Annotated in this window: 21 protein-coding genes; 10 read left to right on the forward strand and 11 right to left on the reverse strand. The window is 56.1% G+C overall.

Translation table 11 applies throughout. The features are described 5' to 3' along the window. Positions 1-97: 97 nt before the first annotated feature. Entirely contained in the window at positions 98-1393 is a 1296-nt protein-coding gene (locus SH573x_RS07395; RefSeq protein ID WP_479353787.1) for a Gfo/Idh/MocA family protein, read from the forward strand. Next, positions 1393-2496: a glycosyltransferase gene (locus SH573x_RS07400; protein ID WP_479353789.1), complete on the forward strand. Its 1104-nt coding sequence runs from the start codon at positions 1393-1395 to the stop codon at positions 2494-2496. The genes SH573x_RS07395 and SH573x_RS07400 overlap by 1 nt, the downstream gene beginning before the upstream one ends. Here SH573x_RS07400 and SH573x_RS07405 read toward each other — a convergent pair. After that, positions 2489-3304 (reverse strand): hypothetical protein, encoded by an 816-nt coding sequence (locus SH573x_RS07405; RefSeq protein ID WP_479353790.1) that lies wholly within the window; start codon positions 3302-3304, stop codon positions 2489-2491. The two genes, SH573x_RS07400 and SH573x_RS07405, sit on opposite strands and share 8 nt — an antisense overlap. 124 nt (positions 3305-3428) lie before the next feature. Then, the gene (gene folE, locus SH573x_RS07410) at positions 3429-4127 is read right to left on the reverse strand and encodes a GTP cyclohydrolase I FolE (RefSeq protein ID WP_479353792.1); all 699 of its coding nucleotides are present in this window, start codon (positions 4125-4127) and stop codon (positions 3429-3431) included. A gap of 604 nt (positions 4128-4731) precedes the next feature. On the opposite strand from folE, the gene rpsD reads away from it, so the two are divergent. The 3 genes from rpsD (at position 4732) to SH573x_RS07425 (ending at position 8078) form a co-directional block, all read left to right on the forward strand. After that, positions 4732-5340, forward strand: coding sequence for a 30S ribosomal protein S4 (gene rpsD / locus SH573x_RS07415; protein WP_479353794.1), 609 nt, complete (start codon positions 4732-4734; stop codon positions 5338-5340). 217 nt (positions 5341-5557) lie between these two features. Next, positions 5558-6991, forward strand: coding sequence for a dihydrolipoyl dehydrogenase (lpdA, locus tag SH573x_RS07420; protein ID WP_479356664.1), 1434 nt, complete (start codon positions 5558-5560; stop codon positions 6989-6991). A gap of 52 nt (positions 6992-7043) precedes the next feature. Next, positions 7044-8078, forward strand: coding sequence for a galactitol-1-phosphate 5-dehydrogenase (locus SH573x_RS07425; RefSeq protein WP_479353795.1), 1035 nt, complete (start codon positions 7044-7046; stop codon positions 8076-8078). Positions 8079-8589: 511 nt separating this feature from the next. Here SH573x_RS07425 and SH573x_RS07430 read toward each other — a convergent pair. Then, positions 8590-10407 (reverse strand): M61 family metallopeptidase, encoded by a 1818-nt coding sequence (locus SH573x_RS07430; protein WP_479353797.1) that lies wholly within the window; start codon positions 10405-10407, stop codon positions 8590-8592. A gap of 18 nt (positions 10408-10425) precedes the next feature. Continuing rightward, the gene (locus SH573x_RS07435) at positions 10426-11163 is read right to left on the reverse strand and encodes a lipoate--protein ligase family protein (protein ID WP_479353798.1); all 738 of its coding nucleotides are present in this window, start codon (positions 11161-11163) and stop codon (positions 10426-10428) included. Between the two features lie 185 nt (positions 11164-11348). On the opposite strand from SH573x_RS07435, the gene SH573x_RS07440 reads away from it, so the two are divergent. From SH573x_RS07440 to SH573x_RS07450, 3 genes are all read left to right on the forward strand, one after another. Then, a complete protein-coding gene (locus SH573x_RS07440) occupies positions 11349-14027 on the forward strand; it encodes a PSD1 and planctomycete cytochrome C domain-containing protein (RefSeq protein WP_479353800.1) in 2679 nt (892 codons plus the stop codon). Positions 14028-14077: 50 nt separating this feature from the next. Beyond that, positions 14078-15454: a DUF1501 domain-containing protein gene (locus SH573x_RS07445; RefSeq protein ID WP_479353802.1), complete on the forward strand. Its 1377-nt coding sequence runs from the start codon at positions 14078-14080 to the stop codon at positions 15452-15454. Between the two features lie 204 nt (positions 15455-15658). Then, the gene (locus SH573x_RS07450; protein WP_479353804.1) at positions 15659-16645 is read left to right on the forward strand and encodes a methionyl-tRNA formyltransferase; all 987 of its coding nucleotides are present in this window, start codon (positions 15659-15661) and stop codon (positions 16643-16645) included. 288 nt (positions 16646-16933) lie between these two features. Here SH573x_RS07450 and SH573x_RS07455 read toward each other — a convergent pair whose 3' ends face one another. The 7 genes from SH573x_RS07455 to SH573x_RS07485 form a co-directional block, all read right to left on the reverse strand. After that, positions 16934-17866 carry a putative 2-dehydropantoate 2-reductase gene (locus tag SH573x_RS07455; protein WP_479353806.1) on the reverse strand — a complete coding sequence of 311 codons (933 nt, stop codon included), beginning with the start codon at positions 17864-17866 and terminating at the stop codon, positions 16934-16936. Between the two features lie 162 nt (positions 17867-18028). Beyond that, entirely contained in the window at positions 18029-19042 is a 1014-nt protein-coding gene (locus SH573x_RS07460) for a hypothetical protein (RefSeq protein WP_479353807.1), read from the reverse strand. A gap of 283 nt (positions 19043-19325) precedes the next feature. Beyond that, positions 19326-20339, reverse strand: coding sequence for a cytochrome-c peroxidase (locus tag SH573x_RS07465; protein ID WP_479353809.1), 1014 nt, complete (start codon positions 20337-20339; stop codon positions 19326-19328). Between the two features lie 269 nt (positions 20340-20608). Beyond that, a complete protein-coding gene (mntR, locus tag SH573x_RS07470; RefSeq protein WP_479353811.1) occupies positions 20609-21031 on the reverse strand; it encodes a manganese-binding transcriptional regulator MntR in 423 nt (140 codons plus the stop codon). Positions 21032-21114: 83 nt separating this feature from the next. Continuing rightward, on the reverse strand, positions 21115-21435 hold the full coding sequence (locus SH573x_RS07475; RefSeq protein ID WP_479353813.1) for a hypothetical protein: 321 nt from the start codon (positions 21433-21435) through the stop codon (positions 21115-21117). Beyond that, positions 21425-22384 (reverse strand): DUF1559 family PulG-like putative transporter, encoded by a 960-nt coding sequence (locus tag SH573x_RS07480; RefSeq protein WP_479353815.1) that lies wholly within the window; start codon positions 22382-22384, stop codon positions 21425-21427. Before SH573x_RS07480 ends, SH573x_RS07475 begins: the two co-directional genes overlap by 11 nt. 233 nt (positions 22385-22617) lie before the next feature. Then, positions 22618-23049, reverse strand: coding sequence for an RrF2 family transcriptional regulator (locus SH573x_RS07485; protein WP_479353816.1), 432 nt, complete (start codon positions 23047-23049; stop codon positions 22618-22620). Positions 23050-23142: 93 nt separating this feature from the next. Here SH573x_RS07485 and SH573x_RS07490 point away from each other — a divergent pair, with 93 nt between their 5' ends. Beyond that, positions 23143-24339 (forward strand): DUF1570 domain-containing protein, encoded by a 1197-nt coding sequence (locus tag SH573x_RS07490; protein WP_479353818.1) that lies wholly within the window; start codon positions 23143-23145, stop codon positions 24337-24339. 406 nt (positions 24340-24745) lie between these two features. Further along, the gene (locus SH573x_RS07495) at positions 24746-26113 is read left to right on the forward strand and encodes a hypothetical protein (RefSeq protein WP_479353820.1); all 1368 of its coding nucleotides are present in this window, start codon (positions 24746-24748) and stop codon (positions 26111-26113) included. Positions 26114-26120 lie beyond the last annotated feature (7 nt).

Here is a 26120-nt window from a genome sequence, read left to right on the forward strand (position 1 = left end):
TTCAATCATAACCGATACTCGGCGAAGGTATCACGGCAGGTTACAATGGTCTGCTCGCGATCGCTTCCTCCCGCCTAGACCTGGAGTCCTGCCTGTTATGAGCAATTCACAGAAATCACCTGCTCCGACTAACCAAACTTCTCGCCGCAGTTTCTTTAAATCTTCCGCCACCCTCGCCGGCGCCGTCGCTGCCACTAGCTTGGTTATCCCCAAGGTCCATGCCCAAGGGTCCGAAACGATTAAGGTCGGCCTGGTAGGTTGTGGTGGTCGTGGACGTGGTGCGATCGAAAATGCGATGAAAGCAGACTACCGGGCCAAGGTCACCGCGCTGGCCGATGCGTTCCCCGATGCACTCGAGTTCGCCAAGAAGACCATGGCTGCGGGCTTGAAGGACCAATTCGCGGTCGATGACGACCACTGCTTTTCAGGGATCGATGCGTATAAGCAACTGATCCCCGAAGTCGATGTGGTGCTGTTGTGCTCGCCACCTCATTTCCGTCCCGCTCACTTAGAAGCCGCCATCGAGGCTGGCAAACACGTCTTCTGCGAAAAGCCGGTGGCCGTTGACCCGGCCGGTGTGCGCAAAGTCCTGGAAGTGGCTCGCAAAGCTCAAGAGAAGAAACTGAACCTCGTTTCGGGTTTGTGTTGGCGTTACGACGTGGGCGTCAAAGAGACGATCAAACGCATCAAAGATGGGGCGATCGGCGAGATCATCAACACCCAAGAAAATTATTTGACCGGCACCCTCTGGCAAAAAACGCGTAAGCCCGATTGGTCCGATATGGAATATCAACTGCGCAACTGGCTGTACTATCGTTGGCTTAGCGGCGACCATATCAACGAACAGTTCATTCACAGTCTCGACAAATCCCTGTGGCTGCACGATGACACCCCGCCTAAATACGCTTACGGCTTGGGCGGTCGCCAGGTCCGAACCGGCGAAGAATACGGTGATGTGTACGACCACTTTTCCGTGGTCTATGAATGGGAGAACGGTTCACGTACCTTTGCACACACCCGTCAAATGGCCGGCTGCATGACCGAGACCGAAGACTATATCTACGGTACGAAAGGCACCGCCAAGGTACTGGCGCATTCGATTTCGGGACCGAACTCGTGGAAATGGGATGGGGGCGACAAACCCAGCATGTATGACGAAGAACATCGCGAACTGTTCGCTGCGATTCGCGATGGCCGCACGATCAACAATGGCGTGTATATGAGCTACAGCACGCTGATGGCCATCATGGGTCGCGAAGCGTGTTACAGCGGACAGCGCATCGAATGGGACAAGCTGATGAATTCGCCGATGGATTTGACTCCACCTAGTTATGACATGGGCCAAGCACCCGCGGTCGAAGTTCCGATGCCCGGCACTTACAAGACGGTCTGATGCGCAAACGGTTAGTGCACATTATTCCGACGCTCGATCAGGGCGGCGCAGAAAAGCAACTTTGCTTGCTGTGCGCCCATTTGGATCGCACCAAATTCGATGTGCATGTGATCGTCCTGACACGGTCCGGCCCGCGTCGCAGTTTTCTGGACCAGGCCGGCATACCCGTGCACGAGATAAATAAACGGCACAAGCTCGACCCCTGGGCCATCGGACGCTTGCGGTCCAAGCTGGCGGAACTCAAGCCCGACATCGTGCATACCTGGCTGTTTGCAGCCAATAGCTACGGTCGCTGGATCGCGCAAGGTCAGAACATTCCTGTCGTTATCGCTGGCGAGCGCTCGGTCGACCCTTGGAAAACCTGGTGGCACCTGGCCATCGATCGCTGGCTGCTCCGAAAAACGACCGCGGTTATCACCAATACTTCCGCGGTCACAGAGTTCTACCGCTCACGTGGACTGACAACCGACAAGTTTCATGTGATCCCCAACGCAGTCGAACCCTATGCGGGCAAACGCATCACCAAAGCCGAAGCGTTCCAGCGCTTGGGCATGGAACCTCGCGACAAGTTGGTTATTGCCGTGGGGCGACTGTGGCCGCAAAAGGGTTATCGCGATTTGGTTTGGTCAGGCGAATTGCTGCACGTCGCCTACCCGGGTGTGTGGGTGGTGATTGTTGGCGATGGTCCCGAACGTGAACGCTTGATGGAGTTTCGAGATCACGTGCGCTCCGATGATGCGGTGAAGTTCGTCGGTGCGCGCACCGATGCCTTGGAGTTGATGAGCGCTGCCGACGTTCTGTGGAACGGCAGCTTATACGAAGGTCAATCCAATACGATTCTGGAAGCCATGTCGCTGGGCTTGCCCGTGGTCGCCTCGGATATTCCGGGCAATCGCGATTTAGTCATCCACGACGAAACCGGCTATCTATTTCAACTCGGTGACGTTGCCCATCTCACACGCTGGACCAATCGTTTACTTCGTGACCCAGAACTAGCTAGTCGCCTGGGTCAAGCCGGTCTGGCCCGCACGCTGGACGAGTTCTCGCTCCAGAAGATGGTCGAGCGACATGAAACGTTCTATGCCAACCTGCAAACTATTTGATCGCAGCCGCTAGGGCGAAACACAGCAAGCTGATCCAGCCCGAAAGCGCCAGGCTGGCTTGACCGGTTGTTGCCTTTTGCCTGGCCAGAACCTGCATGCGCCTGGGAATACACCACGCGATGTAACTCAGCAGCAACATCCCGAAGCTATAAATTACCGGTACCATCGTTTCGATTGGCGTTTCGGCCGGTTTCAGGCGAGCTATGACCAGCATCCCCAGGCCAATCTGGATCAGAAAGGCGATCCCGGAGGGTAACGACAGATACTGCCAGGGCAAGGCCAGTAGTTCTGGGCCTGTTTCACCAGCGGTTAACTCCAAGGTGCTCGCGATCGTAATCCCAAACATGACCGCCACCACGGCGAGGTTCAACCAGGCGGCCGCCGGTGGTAAGGCGGCCAGGATTTGAGAAGCCTGCGATTGACCAAGGGCGGCCAGCGATAGCGCGATGCCGGTGACCGCGATGGTCATCGGAATGATAAAACCGGTGGCTTGGCGACTGCCGGCTTTGTGGCTATTACGCGTAGGAGTCGAGCCTTGACCGATCCAACGACTGACCATGACCACCAACATGATGGCGGCCAACAGGCCAGCGATCAGCCAACAAGTTTGCCAACCACGGTCGAGCGATTTTGCTTGCCAGGCAATAGTGCTGGTGATCATGGTCAGCAGTGCGATCAGGGCATGACCGGCAACAGCGGGCTTTTCGGCTCGCAGCAGGGCGATGAAAACCTGACTGCTCCACAGTGCTAGCGAGATCTGCGCAGCGGCCAGTGGACTACTTAGCGACAAGACCGCGGGCTCCTGCATGAACGACTCCTAGAAAAGTGGCCGAGGCCTGTTGGGCCTGTGTCAGCGACTCAGACCGATAGCCTGAGTCTAATCTAGGAGTTTTATAATGCACAGTTCGCGGATGCGGAACGCAGCGATCCGCTTAACGTTGTTGCCCCATGATCAAACCCAGAATCTCAGCCCGCGACGAACTATTGGCGCGGAACAGTCCTCTCATAGCGGAGGTCATGCACAAGCTGCCTGGTTTGCGAATGCCGCGAATCGTCATGCACGAATGCGACGCTTCTAACACGACAGCTACGCCGCGGGCGGAGAGTTCCGATTCGACCAGGTCTGCGATATCTTCCGTCATGCGTTCTTGAACTTGGGGGCGACGAGCCACTTCTTCGACCACGCGCGCCAGTTTGCTCAGGCCGACCACTTTGCCATTGGGCATGTAACCCACATGTGCTTTGCCGGTAAACGGCAGCAAATGATGTTCGCACATACTGCAGAAATCGATATCGCGAATGAGTACGACCTCGTCATACTTCTCTGTAAAAACTTTTTGCAGATGCACGCGCGGATCGCGTTTGAGGCCTGAAAACATCTCGGCGTACATGCGAGCCACGCGAGCGGGGGTTTCCAGCAAGCCTTCGCGATCGGGATCTTCGCCAACAGCGATTAAAATCTCACGCACCGCTGCTTGGATGCGTGCATGATCGACACTGGTGGCCACCGCTACGGTGCTGGCTTGGCTGGGGGCTTCTTCGGCCGCATCTTCCTCATCATGAGAATGTCCGACGCAAGCACTGGTTATCGGATGGACTGCGGTTGGGATATCGGTCGATTTCTTTGTCATTAGACTCGTCATGTCTTAGGAGTTCCGGATTGCCTGCCATAAAAGCCCACCCGAGGGGGCCGCTCCCTGTTTCGCGCTGAAACACCTTTATGATAGGGAGGCTGACAAGGGGCAAACCGGCGCAAAACGCCGTAATTCACGGCGCAACTTGAGTTTGGAATCTTTTATTTTACCAGATTGTCGCCCGCGCGCCCTCTATAGAGTGCGGTGCTATCCATTCGTAGAGCGGCTCTCCAGGGCAGCTCGTGCCGAAACATTCGTAGTGCGGCTCTCCAGGGCCGCCTCACTAGTGTTATCGCCAAGCAAAGGAGCGGCCCTGGAGAGCCGCTCTACGAACAAGAGCGGCCCTGGAGAGCCACTCTACAAATGGTTCGGCCAAATTGGTTCGGCAAAGAGCGGCCCTGGAGAGCCGCTCTACGGTAACTGTCCCTTGTGAAAATCTGGCTTTTCGACGATACTCTTGCGTTCTTATAGCTTCCGAAATTGGCTCAACCCTCCCGTTCTTGGTGAACGGATGAACCTGGGATTGAGCCCGTCGCCAGAGATTGCGATTGCCTGGAAAGCTCGTAAAGTGTTGGTTTTTTTGCGTTTGGAGTAACTCGGTATGGCACGTTATTCAGGTCCTAAGGCTCGCGTTAATCGTCGTTTGAGCATGCTGGTGTACGAAAGCGCCGGCGCAGCTCGCGCTCTGGAACGACGCGATAATCCCCCAGGTATGCACCCCCGCGGTCGCCGCAAGAGCAACTACGGTACTGCTTTGACCGAGAAGCAAAAGATCAAGCACTATTACGGATTGGGCGAACGCCAACTGCGACGTTACTTCGATCACGCTGTGCGTGGTATCGGTAACACGGGACAAACTTTGCTGCTAACCTGCGAACGTCGATTGGACAATGTCGTGCGCCGCGCCGGTTTCACCAAGACTCGCCCCCAAGCTCGTCAAGGCATCGTTCACGGTCACTTCCGCGTCAATGGCGTCAAGGTAACCAAGCCCAGCTACCAGCTGCGCGCCGGTGATGTTATCGAAGTCAAAGGTCGCGAGAACCTCAAGAATGTGTATCGTGGCGTGATCGCCAACAATTCTCCTCAAGGTTTGGATTGGGTCGCCTTCGACTCGGAAAACCTCAAGGCAACCGTGCTCAGCTTGCCCACTGCCGCCGATATCAGCTTGCCAGTGGATGCTAACACGGTGGTTGAATTCCTGTCGCGTTAATCGCGAAGTCCATGATTCACTTTTTGGGTGGCTCGGCGCGCTGCGATCGAGCTGCCTGATGTTGCTAACGCACCATCAACCACGGTACGGGCAAAGCCGGCAGTGGATCATGTGAAAGCCATTCGATAGTCATTCGAAGCCATTCGTCCGAGGCAATTCCTTGCATCGCTGGTTGATGCTGCACGCGCCCAGCCACATTTTGGAGATCGCAGACTATATGCATACTCAAGTGTTAGTTCTAGGTGGCGGTCCCGGCGGATATGCAGCGGCTTTTCTGGCGGCCGATGAAGGCTTAGAGGTTACGCTGGTCGAAGCTGAAAGCCGACTGGGCGGTACATGTTTGCTGCGTGGATGTATTCCATCCAAAGCGTTGCTACACGTGGCTCGAGTTATCTCCGAAGTCGACGAGCTGCGTGAGGATTGGGGCGTTACCTATTCTCAGCCCACGATCGATATAGACAAAGTCCGGGCGCGCAAAGAGAAGGTCATCAGTACGCTCAGCGGTGGCCTGGCGCAGTTGGCCAAGCAGCGCAAGGTCCGCGTCATTCAAGCTCGCGGTATCTTCGAAAATAGCACAACAGTTCGCTTGGAAGGCGAGCATGAATCGATCCCAGAAGATCGGCAAGTGACATTCGATCATTGCATCCTGGCTACTGGCAGTGTGCCGGCTATGCCACCTGCTTTCAACATTGGAACCGATCGCGTTATGGATTCGACCGGGGCGTTGAACCTGGCCGATGTCCCCAAGAGTCTGTTGATCGTCGGTGGTGGTTACATCGGGCTGGAAATGGGTTCGGTCTATGCCCAACTCGGTTCCAAGGTAACGGTGGTTGAACTGCTCGACGGTCTTCTGATGGGAGCCGATCGCGATCTGGTCCGCCCGCTGCAAAAGCGCCTGGAAAAACTGTTCGAGAACCGCATCTATCTGAACACCAAAGTCGGCTCGATGGCCGAGATCGACAATCAAATCGAAGTCACCTTCGAAGGTCCTGGCAAATACGGCCATGAACGATTTGATCGCGTTCTGGTCAGCGTCGGCAGGCGCCCCGTCTCGGCTGGTATCGGGCTGGAGAACACGCAAGTTCAGCTCGATAAACGCGGCTTTGCCGTGATCAATACTCAGCAACGTACGCATGATCCTCACATCTTCGCCATCGGTGATGTAGCCGGCGAACCCATGTTGGCTCACAAAGCGTCGCACGAAGCTAAAGTGGCGATCGAAGTTATCTTGGGCGAGCCAGTGGTATTCGAGAAAGCGGCGATTCCGGCCGTGGTCTTCACCGACCCCGAAATCGCCTGGGCTGGATTGACGGAAGAACAAGCCAAACGCGAAGGTCGTACAGTCGATATCGAAGTCTATCCATGGAAAGCCAGCGGTCGCGCACAAGCACTCGGCCGCACCGAAGGCCTGACCAAGTGGCTGATCGATCCTGCTACGCATCGCGTGTTGGGCTGCGGCATCGTGGGTGCCGGCGCCGGTGAGTTGATCGCTGAAGCCGTGTTGGCGATTGAAATGGGTTGCGAAGTGCGCGACTTGACCGAGTCGATCCATCCGCACCCAACGCTTAGCGAAACGCTGATGAATGCCGGCGAAGTTCACTTCGGCACCGCCACAGAAATCTACAAGCCCAAACGGCACGCCACCAGCTAAATGTAAGTCTGACCTTAGCGCTCGCGCTGTCCGCGATAAAAAGAACATAACTATGAAAGCCATGTTGCTCAGCCAATACAAACATCTCGAACTGGTCGAGATGCCCAAACCAGAAGTCGGCGAAAACGACTTGCTGGTCGAGGTGAAGGCTTGCGGAATTTGCGGCAGCGATATTCACGGCTGGGATGGTAGTAGCGGTCGACGAATTCCACCGCTAGTGATGGGCCATGAAGCGGCCGGCGTGGTGGCAGCTGTTGGTGCCAGCGTGCAAGATTTCCAGATCGGCGATCGCGTGACCTTCGATTCAACCGTCTCCTGCGGACACTGTCCCGCCTGTCGCCAAGGTCGCATCAATCTTTGTCAGAACCGACAAGTGTTGGGTGTGTCCTGCAACGAATTTCGTCGTCACGGTGCCTTTGCAGAATACGTAGTGGTGCCGCAGCATATTTCTTACAAGCTGCCCGATGAATTGGCTTTTGAACATGCAGCTCTGATCGAAGCGGTTTCGATCGCGGTGCACGCAGCCAATCGCACGCCGGTAAAGCTGGGCGATACAGCCGTGGTCGTGGGCAGCGGCATGATTGGACTGTTGGTCATTCAAGCGATTCGACTGGCCGGCGCTGCTCGCGTGATCGCTATCGACATCGATGATTCGAAGTTGAGCATCGCTAAGTCGCTGGGCGCCGATTACACGCTGAACGCCAAACAAGTGAAAGTGCCTGCCGAAGTTGCTGCCTTGACCGGTGGTCGCGGAGCGGATGTCGGTTTGGAAGTCGTGGGCGCGACCGAAACGATTCAATCGACGATCGAATCCGTTAAACGCGGTGGTGCCGTAACGCTGGTCGGCAATCTCTCACCCAAAATCGAATTGCCACTTCAAGCCGTCGTGACGCGCGAGCTGTCGATCTTTGGTAGCTGTGCATCCAACGGCGAGTATCCCGAGTGTATTGAATATCTGCGACGCGGCGCGATCAAGGTCGAACCTCTGATCACTGCCACCGCCAAACTCGAAGACGGCCCCCAGTGGTTCGAAAAACTTTACGCCGGCCTGCCCGGTGCCATGAAGGTTATCCTGCAACCCACGTAAGCTCTCAGCGCCGTAGAGCGGCTGTCCCCAGCCGCTCAGCACCCGGCAAGTCGCTCGGCTGTAACACTGGTCCATCGGTCGGACGATACTTTGGTTAGAGGGTTCTGAGCAGCTGAGGACAGCTGCTCTACGCTTGTTGTAGAGCGGCTGTCCCCAGCCGCTCCGCACCCGGCAAGTCGTTCAGCTGTAACACTGGTCCATCGATCGGACGATACTTTAGTTAGAGGGTTCTGAGCAGCTGAGGACAGCTGTTCTACGCTTGTTGTAGAGCGGCTGTCCCCAGCCGCTCCGCACCCGGCAAGTCGTTCAGCTGTAACACTGGTCCATCGGTCGGACGATACTTTGGTTAGAGGGTTCTGAGCAGCTGAGGACAGCTGTTCTACGCTTGTTGTAGAGCGGCTGTCCCCAGCCGCTCCGCACCCGGCAAGTCGTTCAGCTGTAACACTGGTCCATCGGTCGGACGATACTTTGGTTAGAGGGTTCCGAGCAGCTGAGGACAGCTGCTCTACGCTTAGCTCAACCACACGCGCAAATTCTCTTCGGCAACCGAACTGGCGGTCGGTGATAATTCGAGCTGCCAGGTGACTGCCGGTTTATTGCCGAGGCAGATAGGCAATTCGATCAACTTGCCGCGTCGAGCAACAACCAGCGCGAGTTCATCGCCCGGCTGATAAAGTCCCAAACGATCGGGCCAGCTGGCCGGATCGACTCGATAGCCGTCCAGCGCGATCAGTTCATCATCGACATTTAAACCGGCGCGATCCGATGGTGAGCCACGCAAAACGCGGCGCACCCACAATCGCCCTTCGGTAGCGGCCGATTCCGATCCAATCCAGACTTCGCCCGTCTTATCACCACCGTCTCTGGGCAACGCTTTGAATCGTAAACCCAACCATTCAAGGGCACGCTCAAAGTCCAATTCATCGTTGCCAGTGACGTTATGCTCGAGCCACTCGGCCAGCGAATGCCCAGCCATGTCCGCCACGATTTGGTTGAAGTCATCCAAGGTGTAACCACTGGCTAAATGCTTCTGCCACAAGATGCGCATGACTTCATCCAGGTTACGCTGGCCATCGGTGGCTCGCTGGATCTCAACATCCAGCAGCCAGGCGACCAACAATCCTTTGACGTAATAACTGATGCGCGCATTTTGACTGTTCTCGTCGGGGCGATAAAGCTTGATCCATGTATCCCATGAGGATTCCTCCAAGGATTGAACTAAACGCCCAGGAGCTTGTTGGACGGTCGCAATGTTCTTGCTCAGCCGTGACAGATACTCTTCGCGCGAACACAAACCGGATCGTACTAATGCCAGGTCATCGAAGTAGCTGGTCACTCCTTCAGCGATCCACAGTTCGCGAACGTATTGCTCGCGCTCGTAGTCATACTGCATCAATTCGCGCGGTCGCAGACGCCGCACATTCCACGTATGAAAGAACTCGTGGCTGACCAGCGCCAGCCAATTCAGATAACTCTCGCGGCGGCGCATGGCCCAGCGGCTGGCCATCAACACGCAGGAGTTGTCGTGCTCCAGACCACCACCGCTTTCGGTGATGAGATTCAGGAAGTAATAGCGCTGGTACGGCACAGTACGCCAAAAACGCTGGTGTTCAGCCACAATCTTTTCGATGTCGGTCACCGCCCGACCATTGTTCCACAGCTCATCGGCACCCACGTTGACCAGGTAATGTTCGCATCCACCCACTTCAAATGGAGTGATGTCCAGCTTGCCACAAACGATTGGTGAATCGACCAGGCAATCATAATTGTCGGCCCACAATTCAACTTGTCGTGCGCTTTGGCTCGACTTGCGTACCAGTGACGAGGCCACACAGCTCCAAGCCTCTGGCAGGTGCAATCGAACCATGATCGGTCGCTGCTCGCGGCCACGTACAAAGGGAAACGCGGCTGCACCGGTTAAGAAGCCATAGTCGCGTTCGACCCAATTGGTGCGCACGCTCATCTCGCGTGCATACAACTGATAGTGCACGCAGATCCAGGTAGTTTGATCGCAGTGAACTAGCCAGCGATGTTTGTCCAGATGTTCGACGGCTAGTTGTCGGTCGCCGGAGGCTGGGTCGAAGGTGCCATCTGCTTCGGCGTACGAGGCGGCTGAGATGGATTCCACGTTTCGCGCATACTCGCGGACCATGTAGCTGCCGGGCGTCCAGACCGGAAAGACCAACTCGATGCTCGAGGCGCCTTGAGTGCGCAGCCAGAGTTGGACATGCGCCACATGATGGTCGGCTTCGGCAAACGAAACCACGAATCGACTGGCACTACTGATGGCTTGGGGGTTACTGAGCAATACGCTCTGTTCTCGAGGCACCTGGTTATCGTCCTTGTGTCAACGCTGAAAATTCCAATCGCGATTTCCATACCGCTGAGCAACTAATTCTTGCACCAGCGACTCGGGCAGCGGCGGCTGCGATTGCGTGTTGGCCTGCCAGGCTGAAATGATTTCTGGGATCAACGCATCGATGGGTACATCAAGGTTGGCCACAAAGTCAGCATGGGACCTATTTTGCCTATACTCCGGTTCGCGAGGTGGATGCAAGAGGAATTGCTCGATGGCCAGCAAATCCATGGCTAGCAAAATCGTTCCGTGATACAGCATCCAGTTGCGGCGGCAACGCAAACTGTTGCCACTAACCTTGCGAGCGCGACCGTCAGGCCCCGGAATAACTAAATCGCATGTGCCTTGCCACTGCAGCGTGGGTGCAAGGGGTGTTAGCGCGGCTAACAACGTTTGCATGACCTCGCGATGCGCCTGATCGATCGATCGCAAATGTGGGCGCCTGTCATACGACAGCAGCACCGCATACATCAGGCAACCAACCCCAGCCACAATGGCCGCACCGCCGCTGGAGCGACGCAACAACGGAACGTCGGCCGCGTTTATGGCAGCCAGGTTGGCCTCTTCGGCCGCGCGACTGCCGCGACCGATGACCACAAAGTTGTTGGCAGGTTGCCAAAGTCGCAGAATTTCATGGGACCACTGTCCACTTTCGGCCATTTCCAGCCAAGCTTCTTCGAGAGCCAAGTTTTCGGCGGGAGTGGGCAGTAGCAAATTTGAGTAGTGCATGCGACTAAATCGTACTTGCCCATGAAAGAATTGGCTATTCCGGGAATACCTGGGATGGGACCAGTCGATGTTCTGAGAAACGCTCTTGCAGAGTACTTGGAGTGGCCAAACTGCCCGCCGGAACTTTTACAATAACGCAGTGTTCACCAGTTAGTCAAAATGAACTTATCGCGCCGAGGGCCATCATGCGCTTGTCAACACTGACCATCTGGGTGATCGCCGCTGGTGGCTGGATCCTATCTGCTTGCACCCCAGTGGCTCAGGCTCAATCGAAGCGGGCTGAGGCAGAGCAACTGAAATTTTTCGAAGAGAAAATTCGGCCGGTCCTGGTCGAGCAATGTTACGCGTGTCACAGCGGGGATAGCCGTGACTTGGGGGGCAGTTTGCAACTGGATAGCCGCCAGGGCTTGCTCTCCGGGGGCGATAGTGGCCCGGCTGTTGTACCCGGCAAACCCGACAAGAGCTTGCTGCTGCTGGCGATCAAGCACACCGATCGCAATATGATCATGCCCCCCAAGGACTCGGGAAAGAAGCTATCCGATAATGTCATAGCGGACTTTGAAAAGTGGATTCGTTCCGGAGCTTATGACCCGCGCACCGAACAGATCAAAGCGGCTAAGAAGAAGTACGATGCGGAAGCGGCTAAGTCCTGGTGGTCATGGCAACCTCGTCGCCCGGTCACAATACCGACCGTCTCCAATGAGAGCTGGGTGCGCGATCCCATCGATCGCTTTGTGTTGGCAACTCTGGAGCGTGAAGGTTTAACGCCCAATGGAGATGCGGAGCGCGTGACCTTGGTGCGGCGTATGGCCTTTGACTTGACAGGTTTGCCGCCCACTGTACCGGAGATTTATGACTTTGCCTTGCAGCCCGAGCCAAGGCCGTTGGCGGAACTAGTCGATCGTTACCTGGCCTCGGATGCTTATGGGGAACGATTTGGACGCCGGTGGTTGGATGTAGCGCGTTATGCCGAGTCGGCCGGTAAAGATCTGAACGGCATGTATCCCCATGCTTGGCGGTATCGCGATTACGTGATCGATGCTTTTAACGCAGATATGTCATTCCGCAACTTCATCATCGAACAACTGGCCGGTGACTTGTTGCCTTCCAAACAACCTGCGGATAAAGGTCGCCGCCTGATTGCCACAGGATTCTTGGCAATAGGTCCCAAGAGCCTCAATGACATGAAGGCTCGTCAATTCGCAGTTGATGTAGCGGATGAACAGATCGATACGCTCTCGCAAGCGTTTCTGGGTGTCACTATCGCGTGTGCCCGTTGTCATGATCACAAGTTTGATCCCATCTCGCAGATAGACTATACGGCAATGGCCGGCATCTTCTTGTCGACCGAAACGCACTTCGGGACACAAGGCGGTGTGGGAGGACGCAATCGTTCTACCTTGATCGCGCTACCGGATAGATTCAGCGCACCGACAGCTTATTCGCAGCGCGACCCTGAAGAGTTGGAGGCGATGCGCCAGCGGGCCGAAAAACTGCGAGTCGAACAGCGCGAGATGCTGGCTGAACGGCTGAAGGAGCGGGCCAGTGGCGGAACAGCTGGTAATCCAGGACCCGAGTTTCTGCGCGTACAACAACAGTTGGTGAGCGTCGAAACCGATCTGGCTCAGTACAACGAAGATGGTTCGCTGAAACCGCTGGCGATGGGCGTGGTCGATAAACCTCGCACGCCGGAGCCCACGCAAATGGCTGGTCGTTTCCGCGGTGCGAACCGACCTGGTGGCCGTCCGCCACGCGCGCCGCAACGGCCCGGTGCTTTACCACCTGAGATGACGATGATTAACGATAGTCCGCTATTTGAACGCGGCGAGATCGACCAGCCTGGCGAGCGCGTGCCGCGCGGACTGCCTGTGTTTTTTGCCAAAGGCAGTAAAGCTGTGGTGCCTGCCGGTTCGAGCGGTCGACTGGAATTGGCTCGCTGGATTGCCAACGACAATAACCCGCTCACCACCCGTGTCATCGTCAATCGCATTTGGGGTTGGACCATGGGTAATGCTCTGGTCGGCAGCGTGGACAACTTTGGATCGACTGGCGATCTGCCTTCGCATCCCGAGTTGCTCGACTACCTGGCCGAAGAGTTCGTCCAGCACAACTGGTCAACCAAATACCTCGTGCGGCGCATCGTCCTCAGTCATGCCTACGCGCTGGCCAGCGATCACCATGAATCGAGTTTCGCACATGACCCCGACAACAAGTTCCTGTGGCGGGCCAACGTAAAGACGCTAGAAGCAGAAGCGGTACGCGATGCCGTTTTAGCGGCGTCAGGCACGCTAGACTCGCAACGACCAGTCGGTTCCTTGATTTCGTTGGCTGGCGATGGTGTGGTGGGTGGCCGACCCAATGCACCCCGCGCAGCCGGCATTACCGAAGAGCAGATCGCTAAAGCGGAATCCAAACATCGCTCGATCTATCTGCCGATGCCGCGCAACTTACTACCCGATTCGATGGAGCTGTTTGACTTTCCCGATAACTCGATGGTACACGGCGCGCGTGAGACAACTTTGGTGCCCGGTCAGTCGCTGTACTGGATGAACAGCCGCGCGGTGGAACAAGCTGCCCAGTCGATCGCGCAGCGCGCACTACCTGGCATCGAAATCTTTCCACCCAAGCGACGCGTAGTCAAAGGACAATCCGACCAGGCCCAGCCAGTCGCCGAAATTGATGTAGCTGCGCGCTTCAGTGATGTGTGCTTGTTGACGCTCTCACGCTTGCCACTAGAGGCCGAATCGCAAGCCGTCGCAGCCTTCGTGGCGGAACAAAAGAAAGCCGGCGCCAGCGACGGACAAATCTGGACCAGCGTATGTCGAGCCATCTTGAGCAGCGCCGATTTCCGACGGCTGCGTTAACTTCAGGCTTCAGGCTTCAGATTTCAGGCTTCAGATTTCAGGCTTCAAACATGTGCAATTCACGTTATCCGCTGTTCACGCGTCGCGATGTTTTGAAGACGACTTCGTTGGGCTTTGGTTGGTTGGCTTTGCAAAATTTGCTGGCCAAACAAGGCGTGGCTAGCGACGGTCAGGCCAAGCCAGAGCCGCATTTTCCAGCGTCGGCCAAGCGGGTTATCTTTTTGTGTATGCGCGGGGCGCCTTCGCACGTGGATACGTTTGACTACAAACCCAAACTGCAAAGCGACAGCGGCAAACCTGGACGCAGGCCGAGGACGAAATTGCTTGGCTCACCGTGGAAGTTCGCCCAACATGGCCAAAGTGGGTTGTGGATTTCTGAGCTCTTTCCAGAGGTTGCTCGCCAAGCCGATAAACTGTGCTTGCTGCGCGGCATGCACACCGACTTACCGGCCCACCCGCAAGCCTTCCTGCGGTTGCACACTGGGACGTCGCAGTTTGTCCGGCCATCGCTGGGGGCATGGACGTTATACGGACTGGGATCGGAGAACGAAAACCTGCCAGGCTTTGTGACCATTACGCCGCCCAACGGTTTTGGTGGCGCGCAAAACTACGGTTCGGGTTTCTTGCCAGCTATCCATCAAGCCACGCGACTCGGGAGCGACAATCGACCCGTGGCTTCTGCCGCGTTGCCCTACCTCGAACCTCGGGTTAGTCGCAGTCAGCAGCAAGCCGATCTAGGTTTGATCGACAGTTTCAATCGCGCGCAGCAAGCGGCTCATCCGGAAGACACGGCGATCGAAGGCGTCATCGAAAGTTATGAACTGGCCTTCAAGATGCAATCAGAACTGCCCGGTGTCTTGAATCTGCAAAGCGAATCCAATGCAACCAAATCGCTATATGGAATCGGTGATCGACAAACCGATGATTTTGGACGCAAATGCCTGATGGCTCGCCGCCTGGTTGAAGCTGGTGTGCGATTCGTCGAAATCACGCACGGCAACTGGGATCAGCATTTCAATTTGCAGCAAGCGCTCGGCAACAATTGTGCCTCCGTCGATAAACCGATTGCGGGCTTGTTGAGCGATCTCGAGTCGCGAGGTTTACTGAAGGATACGCTGGTCGTGTGGTCAGGCGAATTTGGTCGCACTCCGCATGCTCAAGGCGATGACGGTCGCGATCATAACAACGAAGCCTTTACGACTTGGATGGCCGGTGGCGGCGTGAAAGGCGGTTACTCACACGGCAGTAGCGACGAATATGGTTACGAAGCCATCGACAACCCGATGTCGATCCATGACTTGCACGCCACCGTTTTGCACTTGCTGGGTCTCGATCACAAACGTCTCACCTTCCGCTACGCCGGTCGCGATTTCCGCTTAACCGATGTCTACGGCAACGTTGCCAAAGAGATTATGACCTCCACGTAGCCGAGTCTCTCCGAGACTCGGGGGCTGAGTCAATCAGCGTCTCGGAGAGACGCTGCTACGTGTCACACAGCCGAGTCTCTGTCACGTAGCCGAGTCTCTCCGAGACTCTGGGGCTGAGTCAATCAACGTCTCGGAGAGACGCTGTTACGTGTCTTCCTTCGCCGAATCAATCGTGCGATACTAATCCGCTTTTGCGGAGAGCTTATGAAGATTGTGGTTATGGGCACTGGCCCTTTTGCAGTGCCAAGTTGTCAACAGTTATTGCAAGATGGACACGAGATCCTGGAAGTGGTCGTGCGACCGCCGGCTAACAGCAAGGCGCCGCCTGCTCCGGTGGCCACTTGGGCTCAAGCCGCTGGATTGACGATCTATCAACCGGCCAGTATTAATCTGCCGGAATCGCTCGAGCACTTGCGCGTCCTCAAACCTGAGCTGTATTTTGTATGCGACTATGGTCAAATCCTCTCGCGCGATTGTTTGAGTATTCCAGAGTTAGGCGGTATTAACTTGCACGGTTCGCTCTTGCCCAGGCATCGTGGCGCGGCGCCGGTGCAATGGTCGATCCTGGCCGGCGATCCGTTGGCTGGGGTCAGCGTGATTCACATGACGCCGGGACTGGATGCCGGGCCCGTTCTCACTGTACGCTCTACGCCGATCGAGCGCGATGAAGATGCCGGTGGACTGGAAGGGCGTCTATCGCAACTGGGCGCGTCGGCCAGTAGTGAAGCTGTTCAGTTGCTCAGTCGGTGGGATCGAACGTCGCCTATTGGGCAAACGCAAGATAAAACACTAGCCACCAAGGCCCCGCGATTTTCCAAGAGCGATGGTCAGCTCGATTTCAATTTGCCAGCCATCGAGTGCGAGCGACGTGTGCGCGGACTGCAACCGTGGCCAGGCACATTCGGCGAGCTTGTTTATTCTGCTGCGAAAAGCCTATCGCTGCACATCCGCGCGGCTCGAGCTATTGAGCAATCGACCTCGCGAGCCAGCGGTGCCGCCTGGTCCGCGTCGGCGGCTTCGCTGGGACTGCAAGGTCCAGAGTGGCAATCGCCCTGGGATCAATTGATCTTGGTCCAAACAGCCGCCGGCGTCCTGGCGATCAGCAAAGTACAACCCGCTGGCAAGCGAGCCATGAGCACCGCGGAGTTTCTAAGAGGCCATCCTCTAACACCGGATGCAAGATTTGCGTAGTATCTCCTACTCGTACTAACGCTGCGTAGCCACCGTCGCCAGACGGTGGACTCGGTTGGCAGCGAAAGGCACCGCTTGGCGACGGTGGTTACGATCGCCCTAGGGCAATCTGAACCGTTGACCGATTTCGCTGTACGCAGTCCTACTCGTACTCGTCTTGCATTGTCAGTGCATCTATCGAGTAGGAGTAGGAGAAGGAGAAGGAGTAGGAGTAGGAGTAGGAGTAGGAGTAGGAGTAAACACCAATTTTAGTTGATGTGTAAGGTATTGGTTGTTTCGCAGCAGGATCTAGTCAGACTTGCCTTTCGCGGCAATAAACACCAACTGTTGATAGAGCATTTCAATGCGGGGCACTGCCAGGCCGGCTGCTTGGGCTGCACGCAAGGGATTACCGAAGATGGCCTCGATCTCCATCGGTCTGCGTTGCTGATAGTCCAGCAGCATGCTGCTGGCATACGGCACCATCTTGCGTGTATCGTCTAGCAGTTTGGTGATGACGGCTTCGTCAATCAGGCTACCACAGGCTGCGGCCGCGTCACGGACTTCACGCATCAGGCTCTCGGCCAGCGCGGCCGTTTGGGGCTCAGCCATGATTTGATCGGTCAGCGAGTTGAGTACGACCGATAAGCCGTTGAACGGGATGTTCCACATCAACTTGGACCAGCGCGTATGCCGCAGGTCGTCGATGGCGGTCATGTCGATACCCGCGCTGCGGAAATCGCTTTCGATTTGCCGCATGCGCGGTGTGATCGAGCCGCTCAGCAGCGGAGCATACTCGCCGAAAGTGATGCGACCATAATCGAGATGATGAACGTGGCCCGGCCCGACTTTGTTGCTGCACAGAAAACAGCATCCGCCCAAGACTCTCTCCGCGCCGACGATATCGGCAGCGCTGCGTTCGACGTCCCAACCGTTTTGAAGGACCAGAACACAGCCATCGTCTCTAACTAAATGAGGCAGTGAGTCTGCTAAAGCTGCATTGGCCGTCGACTTCCAGGCGACGATCGCTACATCCACGCGCGGCATATCAGCGCCGCTCTGATAGGCGTTGATTTGAGGTAAGTGGAAATCACCCAGCGGAGTATCGACACGCAGGCCATGCTGGCGAACGTGGTCATAGTCGTTGTGCAGCAAGAAATGCACATCGCCACCGGCGCGAGCTAGCAGCCCGCCATATAATCCACCGAGCGCACCAACACCTAATACAGCGTATGAGTTCATATGTGGAGGGCGGCGGCCGAAGCCGCCGCTGCAAGTTGCTTATCCATCAGGTAGCCACCGTCGCCAGGGCGGTGGACGCAGCACGGGGTAGCCACCGTCGCCAGACGGTGGACGCAGCACGGGTGGCTAGTTGCTTGCCTTTCGCGGAGCGAAAGGAGACATTTACAGACCGGGGGCGATCTTCTCGAGCTTGCCTTTTTTCTCTTCACCGATGCTGGTAACGTATAACGCCCCTTCGGCGTCGAAGACCATTGCCGTCGGTTTATCCAGCTTGGCAATCAACTTGGTCTTGATGCTGTCTTTGCCATCGGCCAGCAGTTGGAACAGACCGCCTTGCGTGGTGTCTGCCCAAGCGAAGTCGAGCACGTACAACTGACCACGTGGACTGTACGCCACTGCAGTAATGTCATGCAAATTGGTCTTGAAGTTCTTGAGCATCTTCTTGGAATTTGGTTCGTAGAAAGTCAACAAACTGTCGTTGGGTACAGTGATTTCACCCATTTGACCGACGACCAGTTCACCGCGCTGGCTGACCGTGATGCCTACAGGTGCATCGACTTCGGTCGCAGGTTTGGTTTCCAGATAACGTTCGTAACCGGTTACGTCCGTGCCTTTATAGGCGGCTTTTGACACCCAGCCCTTGGTGTCATCGCCATTGCAAGTGATGTAGATCGCGTCATCAGTCTTGGCCAGCGCGTAGAAATTGCCTTCGCCCTTAATGTCGTCGGCAGCAGCCAGCTTGAAGCTCGACTTCATCTTGTCGGCCTTGAGCGGCTCTTTCATATCCTTCAAGTCGTAGACGCGTAGCAGTTCTTCGCCGTCCAGTAGACCGCCACCGCCGACGACGAGCGTGTTCTGATCCAGGAACAGCAATCCCAAAGGTCCGATGCTGTACTTGGGGCCTTTGCCATAAACATCGATCGGGAAATCGGTGATGACCGGTTCGGCTTTGCCATCGACGACTTTGATCACCTTGGCTGCGCCGCTATCGGCCACAAAGACCACGCCGGTTTCCGGCTGAATGGCGATGCCACAGGGGTTATCAAGTTCTGAGAGAATCGTTTCGACCTTCAGCCCCTCTTGCGCCGTGGCAGGCAAGGCCAACACACTGACACCCAGTGCCGGCAGGCAAACAGCTAGAAATCTTAGCTTACAAACCATATGCGAAATTTTCACAGTCAGGATGCTCCTACAAGAGTGATGTTTCCGTAGGTCGATTTCTCCGAAATCGACCCGGGGAGTGGTTGTCGCGTATCGAACATCGATTTCTCCGAAACCGACTTTGGCTTACCCTACGTTGATTTTTCGAAAATCGACCCGGGTGTGGTCATTGCTTGTCGACTTACTCTATAAAACTTGCACACAGGCTGGAAGCCTATGCCACACAGGCTGGAAGCCTATGCCACACACAGGCTGGACGCCTATGCTACACACAGGCTGGAAGCCTATGCCACATCCGTTAGGGCAGCTCGGGGGCGGTTACGTCCGGGTAACTCGAGCTGGCCAGGCCTTCCTTGAGAAACGTGACCACAGCTTTTTTCTCAGCGTCAGTCAACTTCAGGGGATAGATCTCTTCATCGAGGTAATCGTTTTTGGTGCCGCCTTGGTTGTAGTAGTCGACAACTTCCTCAAGCGATTTGAGGCTACCGTCGTGCATATAAGGTGCCGTGCGTCCGATTTCTCGGAGGGTGGGCGTACGGAAAGAACCATGGTCGCCTTCGATACCCGAAATCTTGCGCCGGCCTTGATCGACTTCGGAAGCCGAGCTGCCGACGCCGACATTGTGAAAGGCCGAATCGCTGAAGTGGGGACCGCTATGACAAGCTGAACAGTTGGCTTTGCCGTGGAACAGCTTCATGCCCAGTTGGGCTTCTTCGCTTAACGCACTCTTGTCACCGCCTTTGAATTGATCGTACGGAGCGTTACCGGAAACGATGGTCCGTTCGAAAGCTGCCAAGGCTCTGGCGAGATTATCGGCGGTGACCCCGCTGCCAAACACTTCCTGGAAGCGTTTCTGATAGCCTTCGATGGCAGACAATTTCTTGACTGCTTCTTCAATCGGCAGATTCATTTCGATGGGGTTAGCAATAGGACCCAGCGCCTGTTCTTCGAGCGAACCGGCGCGACCGTCCCAGAATTGAAACTTCGCATAAGCCGAATTGATAATCGAGGGTGCGCTGCGACCCCCGCGCTGACCACCAACTCCCACCGCGGTGGCATCGTTATTGGACCAGCCCTGTTTAGGATCATGACAACTGGCGCAGGAGACAGTGTTGTCTGCCGAAAGACGCTTGTCGAAATACAACATGCGACCCAGTTCGACTTTGGCCTCGGTGTGCGGGTTGTCTTTCGGGAACGTTAATTCCGGTAGCCCTAGCGGGACTTGCGCCGTCAAACGCTCGGCCGCTGCCATCAAACCGACACCACAGCACACCGTCGCCACTAGCCAACGTGGGGACAAAGATATCTTCATTGGAAATACTCCCAGCGAAATTGAATCGGAAGTGGGCGTGTGGCATAGGCTTCCAGCCTGTGTCTAATGTGGCATAGGCTTCTAGCCTGTGTTTGAACAAGTACGTCCACTTGCTTGGCTGCGTTTCGGGGACGCACCCATGCAAACACAGGCTGGAAGCCTATGCCACATACAGGCTGGAAGCCTATGCCACACAAGCCTAGGCCACATGTCATTATTGTCGGTTGTGAGGTGCGCGATGACAACCGGGCAGATCGGGGGCTGCCATCTCAGTCGCAAGACCGCTCTTCGAGGATTTTCTCGAAGCATTTCAGCGTATTCTTGCTGACATGATGTTCGATACCCTCCGCATCGACGGCGGCTGTTTTGGCATCGACGCCGATGGCCAGCAGAAACTTGTAGACCAAGTCATGCCGCTGCTGCGATTGCTGCGCCAATTTCTTGCCCTGCACGGTCAGCGTGATTGGCCCGTAGGGTTCGGATTGCAGCAAGCCTTCCTCTTTCAACCGGGTCACGATGCGTGTGACCGTTACATGGCTGACGGCGAAGGTGCGGGCCAAATCGATCACACGGCAAGAACCCCGCGCAGTGACAATTTCGGCCACCGCTTCGACGTAATCTTGGGCTGTCTCTGAGGAGTGATCTCGACGTGTGCGACGATGGGGTTCCGCGTCTTTAGGGCGACCAGTCATAAAGCTCGGTATCGGGGGCTGGAAGGAGATAAGTGGGTTTCCACCCAGTTTATCAAATTCCTCTCCATCGCAGAGGCCGGGACTTACCTCACCTGGTCACGGGCGAACTGCAAGCTCGACTTTTGAGCGGTTTCCCAATCACCGCTGGCCGCCGTATCCATGATACGAGTGAACGATGCCTGTTCAGCTTCGCTGAGCGCACCTTTCTCAACCAACTCAGCATACTCTTGCCGGCACTTCTCCAAGCGTTGGCTGTTGCGCGTGTTGCACGCGGTGTAGACCTGTTTGATCAGGTCCAGCGATTGGCGACTGGTCACCGTTGGATGTTCGCGGCAGCCACTTAATGCACAAATCGCGATCAGCGGGATCAGGCATCTATAGAGAGCCAAGCGTTTAATCGGCATGTTGCACGACCTCGCCCTTGTTCATGGAAGACATGGCGGCCCAGGTGTCGAGATTCACTTCGGTCGCGATATATCGCACGCTACCGTCGCCCAGCAACACATAACCACCACCGGCCGACCAAGGGGCATACATTTGGCAGACATGGCAAGTGGGAAACGAAGGAGGATGAACAATGCCCGGTTCGTCGGCTGCTGGCCCAGAATGGCAGAGCACAAAGGTGGCTGCTTGATCGCAGGTGGTGAACGGAAAACGCTGTGGGTCGCGCGGACAGGATTGCGTACCCGGCACAACACCCACCCAAGTTTTATCGCTGATCGTTACATGTTCACCTAAGAACACGGTGTTGCTCAGCCCATCGATCACATCACCCAGTCGCACGTTGGAGTTGCGATAGAAAGGTCCCGAGGCTACCGACTGCCAATTGGCCAATGGCGGTGAGTAACCCCACGGTTCATCTTGTCCAACATTGGCCACATAGTGGGACTTGCCCAGCCGTGCCAAGACATCGCCGCTACTAGTCTTGGCTTCCGTCAAACCTTCGTAGTTTACAGCGGCCGGGTTCATGAAGGTGGGCACGCGCGTTTCGACTGCGGCTTGATTACTTGCATGCCATAGCGGCAACGACCAATTGATCTCATTGGCTAATGGTTGCTGCTCAATATACGGCAGGATGAGAGCTCCCCAACCCCAGCCGGGCGCGGCATCCAGCGTCTCCGGAAAAGCGCTGGGGTCGTTGACGCGTGAGATGTACCCCGAAGGCAGACGCCTGAGAGCGCTCTCATAGTTGAGTATGCCCAGTCCCAGTTGCTTCAAGTTGTTTTGGCTTTGCGTGCGCCGCGCCGCTTCGCGAGCCGCCTGCACCGCAGGCAACAACAGCCCCACCAAGATGCCAATAATGGCAATCACCACCAGCAGTTCCACCAGCGTAAAAGCTCTACTGCGTTTCATAGTCGTTCTCTCCATAGTCTCCTTTCGCTCCGCGAAAGGCAATTTGCGTATCTCGCGAAAGGCAGTCTGCGTCTATCCGCGGAACGTAACCAGAGAATTTGCCTTTCGCGGAGCGAAAGCAGACTTTCATTGCAGGAAAAGTGTAGCATAGGCTACACCTTAACTAAAAGTGTAGCCTATGCTACACTTTGGTCAATGCCTTACTTTCAGACTCGTCGCTCAAACGGGTAAATTTACGTTTGCGACTTCAGAGGAAAACCGCATAGCGGTTTGCGGTGCAGCGGTACGTTGATCAGATCAGCGACGGTCGTGTCGCCAAAGGTGCGCTCGACTGCTTGAGCCGCATCGTCCAGGCTGCGATGCAGTGGGCAGAGGTTGATTCCGTGTAGTCCCAGGGGACACTCGTGAAAGCGGCGAATGGGGTCGACGGCGTTGATGACCGCCAGCACGGTGACTTTGTCGGCCGGGGCTGCTAGCGTAAAGCCCCCATGCAGTCCCCGCTGAGCGTTGACCATACCGTTGCGGCTGAGGCTCTGCATGACCTTCGCCAAGTAACCGGTGGGTACCTGCGTGGCTTTGGCAATCGCCTCGTTGGTCTTGGGCTGAGTTTGATCGGCCAGGTATACCATGGCCCGCAGCGCATATTCGGCAGTCTGTGAGATCATAGACTTCACGATAAAGAAGCCCCAAACGGTCGTCAATGATCTGTAGGCTGTGATATGATAAGAAGTGGGGAGTACGCAGCAGAAGGACGGTTTATGCACTCATGGCGATTGACGCTCGGATTGACACTAGCGCTGGCGGTAGGCTGTCCCGATAGCCCTTGGCGTGGAACTGCCTTTGGCGACGAGCCGATTCGGGCCAATGTAAAAACAGTCAAGATCGAATTCAAATCCGAAGGTGAACAGCGTGACGAAATCGGTGAAGTCCTGATCGAAGGCCAGGATGGCAGCTTGCTGCTGCAAACCGCCGAAGGACGACTCTGGGGACTGCAGCCTAGCGAGATTCTCAATCGCACCGATGCCGAGCAAGCCTTGCAACCGCTTACCAAGAGCGAAGTGGCCGCGCAAATAAAAGAGAAGCTGCCCGACGGTTTCTCGGTGCATGAGACCGCGCACTTCGTGATCGTCTACAACACCAGCAAACCCTACGCTCAGTGGGTTGGCGATATCTACGAACGCTTGTTCAAAGCCTTTTATGGCTTCTGGGATGACACGGTTCTCGAGCTGCACGAACCTCGTTTCCCAATGGTGGCGGTGGTCTTCGAGAACCAAGGTGCTTACCTGGAATTTGCCAAACCCGAAGTTGGCGAAATGGCGGCCGCCATGATTGGTTATTACAACATGCAGACCAATCGCATCGTCTCCTTCGACATCACCGGCATCCAAGGCATGATCCAGCCCGGCCAGCGAGTTTCCTCGCGCGAAATGCTCGCCGCGCTGTTCACGCAGCCACAAGCGGAACGCACCGTGGCCACGGTCGTTCACGAAGCGGTGCATCAAATTTCGTACAACTGTGGCCTGCAAGTTCGCCTGGCAGACAACCCCAAGTGGGTCAGTGAAGGCATGGCCATGTTCTTTGAAGTGCCCGACGGGCGCAACACGCGTCTGTGGGGTTCGATCGGCCGCGTCAATCCCTATCAACTGGTCCAGTTCGGTCAGTACCTGCGAACGCGGCCGGCCGATTCGCTAACCACGCTCGTTTCCGATGATGAACGCTTTGCTGGCGACAAAGACCGGTACACGGCCGCTTATGCCGAGAGCTGGGCACTGACTTACTTTCTGATCAAGAAACATAAAAAAGATTACGCAGCTTATTTGAAAGATCTGGCCACCTTGGAACCTCTGGGCCAACCCGACGCGCGTCGCCGCCTCGAGACCTTTAAAACCCACTTCGGCCAGGACCTCAAGAAACTCGACCTGGAGTTTTTAAGGTTCATCCGTAACTTGAAGTAGTTCGCCCCGGGAGGGCGAAGGTCCTCCTGAGCCAAACACCGCTCAGAACAACGGACATAGTCCCGGGGGACAAAACTGCTGGCGTCACAAGACCAACGCTAATCCTTCCAGCACCACTTTCCCCCGATTCTATGTCCGTGCTTCGTAAAGGTGTTTGGCTCAGCAGGAGCCTTCGCCCTCCCCCGGACCTATATCCGTTCTTCAAGAAGCTCAACCAGCTTCCAGGCGCTCGGTCGGTCGAGAAATTGGTTAGAGGGTGCTGAGCAGCTGGGGACAGCTGCTCTACGTCGCAATGCTAGCATCGAACTTTTTCTCCTCGGACCCCTCAGGTTGTGGCGAACAGTCTTTACGAGCAAAAGCCAAATGCTGTAATCTAATAGGAACGTTTCTCACCAGAGGCTGAACTATGAATGGATGCATGCTATTGGCGCTGCTTGTTTTGGCGGGCCAAGTAGGGCAAGGATTGCCGACGGGACAACTCCCTATGGAGGATAATGTCTCGTTTCGTTCCACCGAGTACGGTTGGAAGATCAATCCGGAAAGCAACGAACTGGAATACATCGTGCAGATTTCGCCTGAGAAGGCGAATTTCATGGTGGAGCAGGATAAAGAATTCGCCAGCGAAATGCATCCTGAGGTAGCGGTGCGCATTCGTAAGATCGTGGTGCGCATCGGTTCGGATACGATTGAATCGTTACCGCTGAGCGCCGTGCGACGCTTGCCCCCGGTGGCCGCGCCGATCGAAACCAATGTTCAATCCGAAGTTGGTAAGGGGCGATTTGCACAGCTGGAGTCGGGTATCCCAGCGGAGTTAAAAAACGTGGCCGGTGGCCCTCCGCCACTTTCGCTGCCTGCCGGTGGCGTCGCGTCGAACTTGAATGATACTCTGGCACCACCAGACAATCTGTCCGATGGTTTTAAGGGGCCGGACAACCTGATCGCCCAAAATACCATCGATAGTTTTCTGGATAAGACTCGCGGCGGAGTACCCAATTCAAGCGCTGGTAGCAAGTTCTCCAATACCGGTACAGCGCCTGCCGCGACCGGTAACTTTGGCGGTAATAGTGCAGCCAATCCACTGCCGGGTGCAAATAGTAATTTCCCCACTCCCCCACCGAGCAATTTGCCAGGCACGCCGCCCGTGGGAAACTTTGGTGGTACCGGTGCCGGCCAGCAACCCCTGGGTGGCACACCTGGCTTCGGTCAATCCACCACGCCTTTGGGTGCGCCCGCCTCTGCCAGCACTCCGAATTACGCCACCACACCGGCCTACAACGCCCCGGGCTATGCGACAGGACCTGCCAACACTACGGGAAACTTTGGTGCGCCCCCACGCAGTACAGCCATGCAACCGCCCAGCTTTGGCCAAGGCCAAACCGGCTCGCCGTATGTTCAACCGAACGATCCTCCCAGCTATTTGCCATCGACACGTATCGCTGACAATCGCGGACTGCCGACAACCTCCTCTGGTGGCCTCAATGGCAATATGGCCACCAGCAGCTTTGGACCGGGCACACTATCTGGCAGCGCCTCGGATATGCATTCCGTCGACCAGCGCAACTTTCCTGCGGGCACCGGCGGACGTGGAGCGGGCACAGGCGGTAACTCCACTCAGCCCAACATGAACGATTATCAACGCACCGGTATGGAGAACATCGTGCCGGTGATGTTCGTGCTCTCACTGGTCGTCAACTTCTACCTCGGGATGCTCATCCGCAAACTGCTGGGCCGCTATCGCACGTTATTGGCTAGCGTTCGCAGTCAGACAATCTAAAGTCCTC

It is taken from the genome of Rania fehmarnensis (assembly GCF_056494185.1).

Excerpts from the sequence above, each read along its gene's own strand:
- SH573x_RS07395 (WP_479353787.1), top strand. The coding sequence starts at position 98 with ATGAGCAATTCACAGAAATCACCTGCTCCGACTAACCAAACTTCTCGC.
- SH573x_RS07400 (WP_479353789.1), top strand. The coding sequence starts at position 1,393 with ATGCGCAAACGGTTAGTGCACATTATTCCGACGCTCGATCAGGGCGGC.
- SH573x_RS07405 (WP_479353790.1), bottom strand. The coding sequence starts at position 3,304 with ATGCAGGAGCCCGCGGTCTTGTCGCTAAGTAGTCCACTGGCCGCTGCG.
- folE (WP_479353792.1), bottom strand. The coding sequence starts at position 4,127 with ATGACAAAGAAATCGACCGATATCCCAACCGCAGTCCATCCGATAACC.
- rpsD (WP_479353794.1), top strand. The coding sequence starts at position 4,732 with ATGGCACGTTATTCAGGTCCTAAGGCTCGCGTTAATCGTCGTTTGAGC.
- lpdA (WP_479356664.1), top strand. The coding sequence starts at position 5,558 with ATGCATACTCAAGTGTTAGTTCTAGGTGGCGGTCCCGGCGGATATGCA.
- SH573x_RS07425 (WP_479353795.1), top strand. The coding sequence starts at position 7,044 with ATGAAAGCCATGTTGCTCAGCCAATACAAACATCTCGAACTGGTCGAG.
- SH573x_RS07435 (WP_479353798.1), bottom strand. The coding sequence starts at position 11,163 with ATGCACTACTCAAATTTGCTACTGCCCACTCCCGCCGAAAACTTGGCT.
- SH573x_RS07440 (WP_479353800.1), top strand. The coding sequence starts at position 11,349 with ATGCGCTTGTCAACACTGACCATCTGGGTGATCGCCGCTGGTGGCTGG.
- SH573x_RS07445 (WP_479353802.1), top strand. The coding sequence starts at position 14,078 with ATGTGCAATTCACGTTATCCGCTGTTCACGCGTCGCGATGTTTTGAAG.
- SH573x_RS07450 (WP_479353804.1), top strand. The coding sequence starts at position 15,659 with ATGAAGATTGTGGTTATGGGCACTGGCCCTTTTGCAGTGCCAAGTTGT.
- SH573x_RS07455 (WP_479353806.1), bottom strand. The coding sequence starts at position 17,866 with ATGAACTCATACGCTGTATTAGGTGTTGGTGCGCTCGGTGGATTATAT.
- SH573x_RS07465 (WP_479353809.1), bottom strand. The coding sequence starts at position 20,339 with ATGAAGATATCTTTGTCCCCACGTTGGCTAGTGGCGACGGTGTGCTGT.
- mntR (WP_479353811.1), bottom strand. The coding sequence starts at position 21,031 with ATGACTGGTCGCCCTAAAGACGCGGAACCCCATCGTCGCACACGTCGA.
- SH573x_RS07475 (WP_479353813.1), bottom strand. The coding sequence starts at position 21,435 with ATGCCGATTAAACGCTTGGCTCTCTATAGATGCCTGATCCCGCTGATC.
- SH573x_RS07480 (WP_479353815.1), bottom strand. The coding sequence starts at position 22,384 with ATGAAACGCAGTAGAGCTTTTACGCTGGTGGAACTGCTGGTGGTGATT.
- SH573x_RS07485 (WP_479353816.1), bottom strand. The coding sequence starts at position 23,049 with ATGATCTCACAGACTGCCGAATATGCGCTGCGGGCCATGGTATACCTG.
- SH573x_RS07490 (WP_479353818.1), top strand. The coding sequence starts at position 23,143 with ATGCACTCATGGCGATTGACGCTCGGATTGACACTAGCGCTGGCGGTA.
- SH573x_RS07495 (WP_479353820.1), top strand. The coding sequence starts at position 24,746 with ATGAATGGATGCATGCTATTGGCGCTGCTTGTTTTGGCGGGCCAAGTA.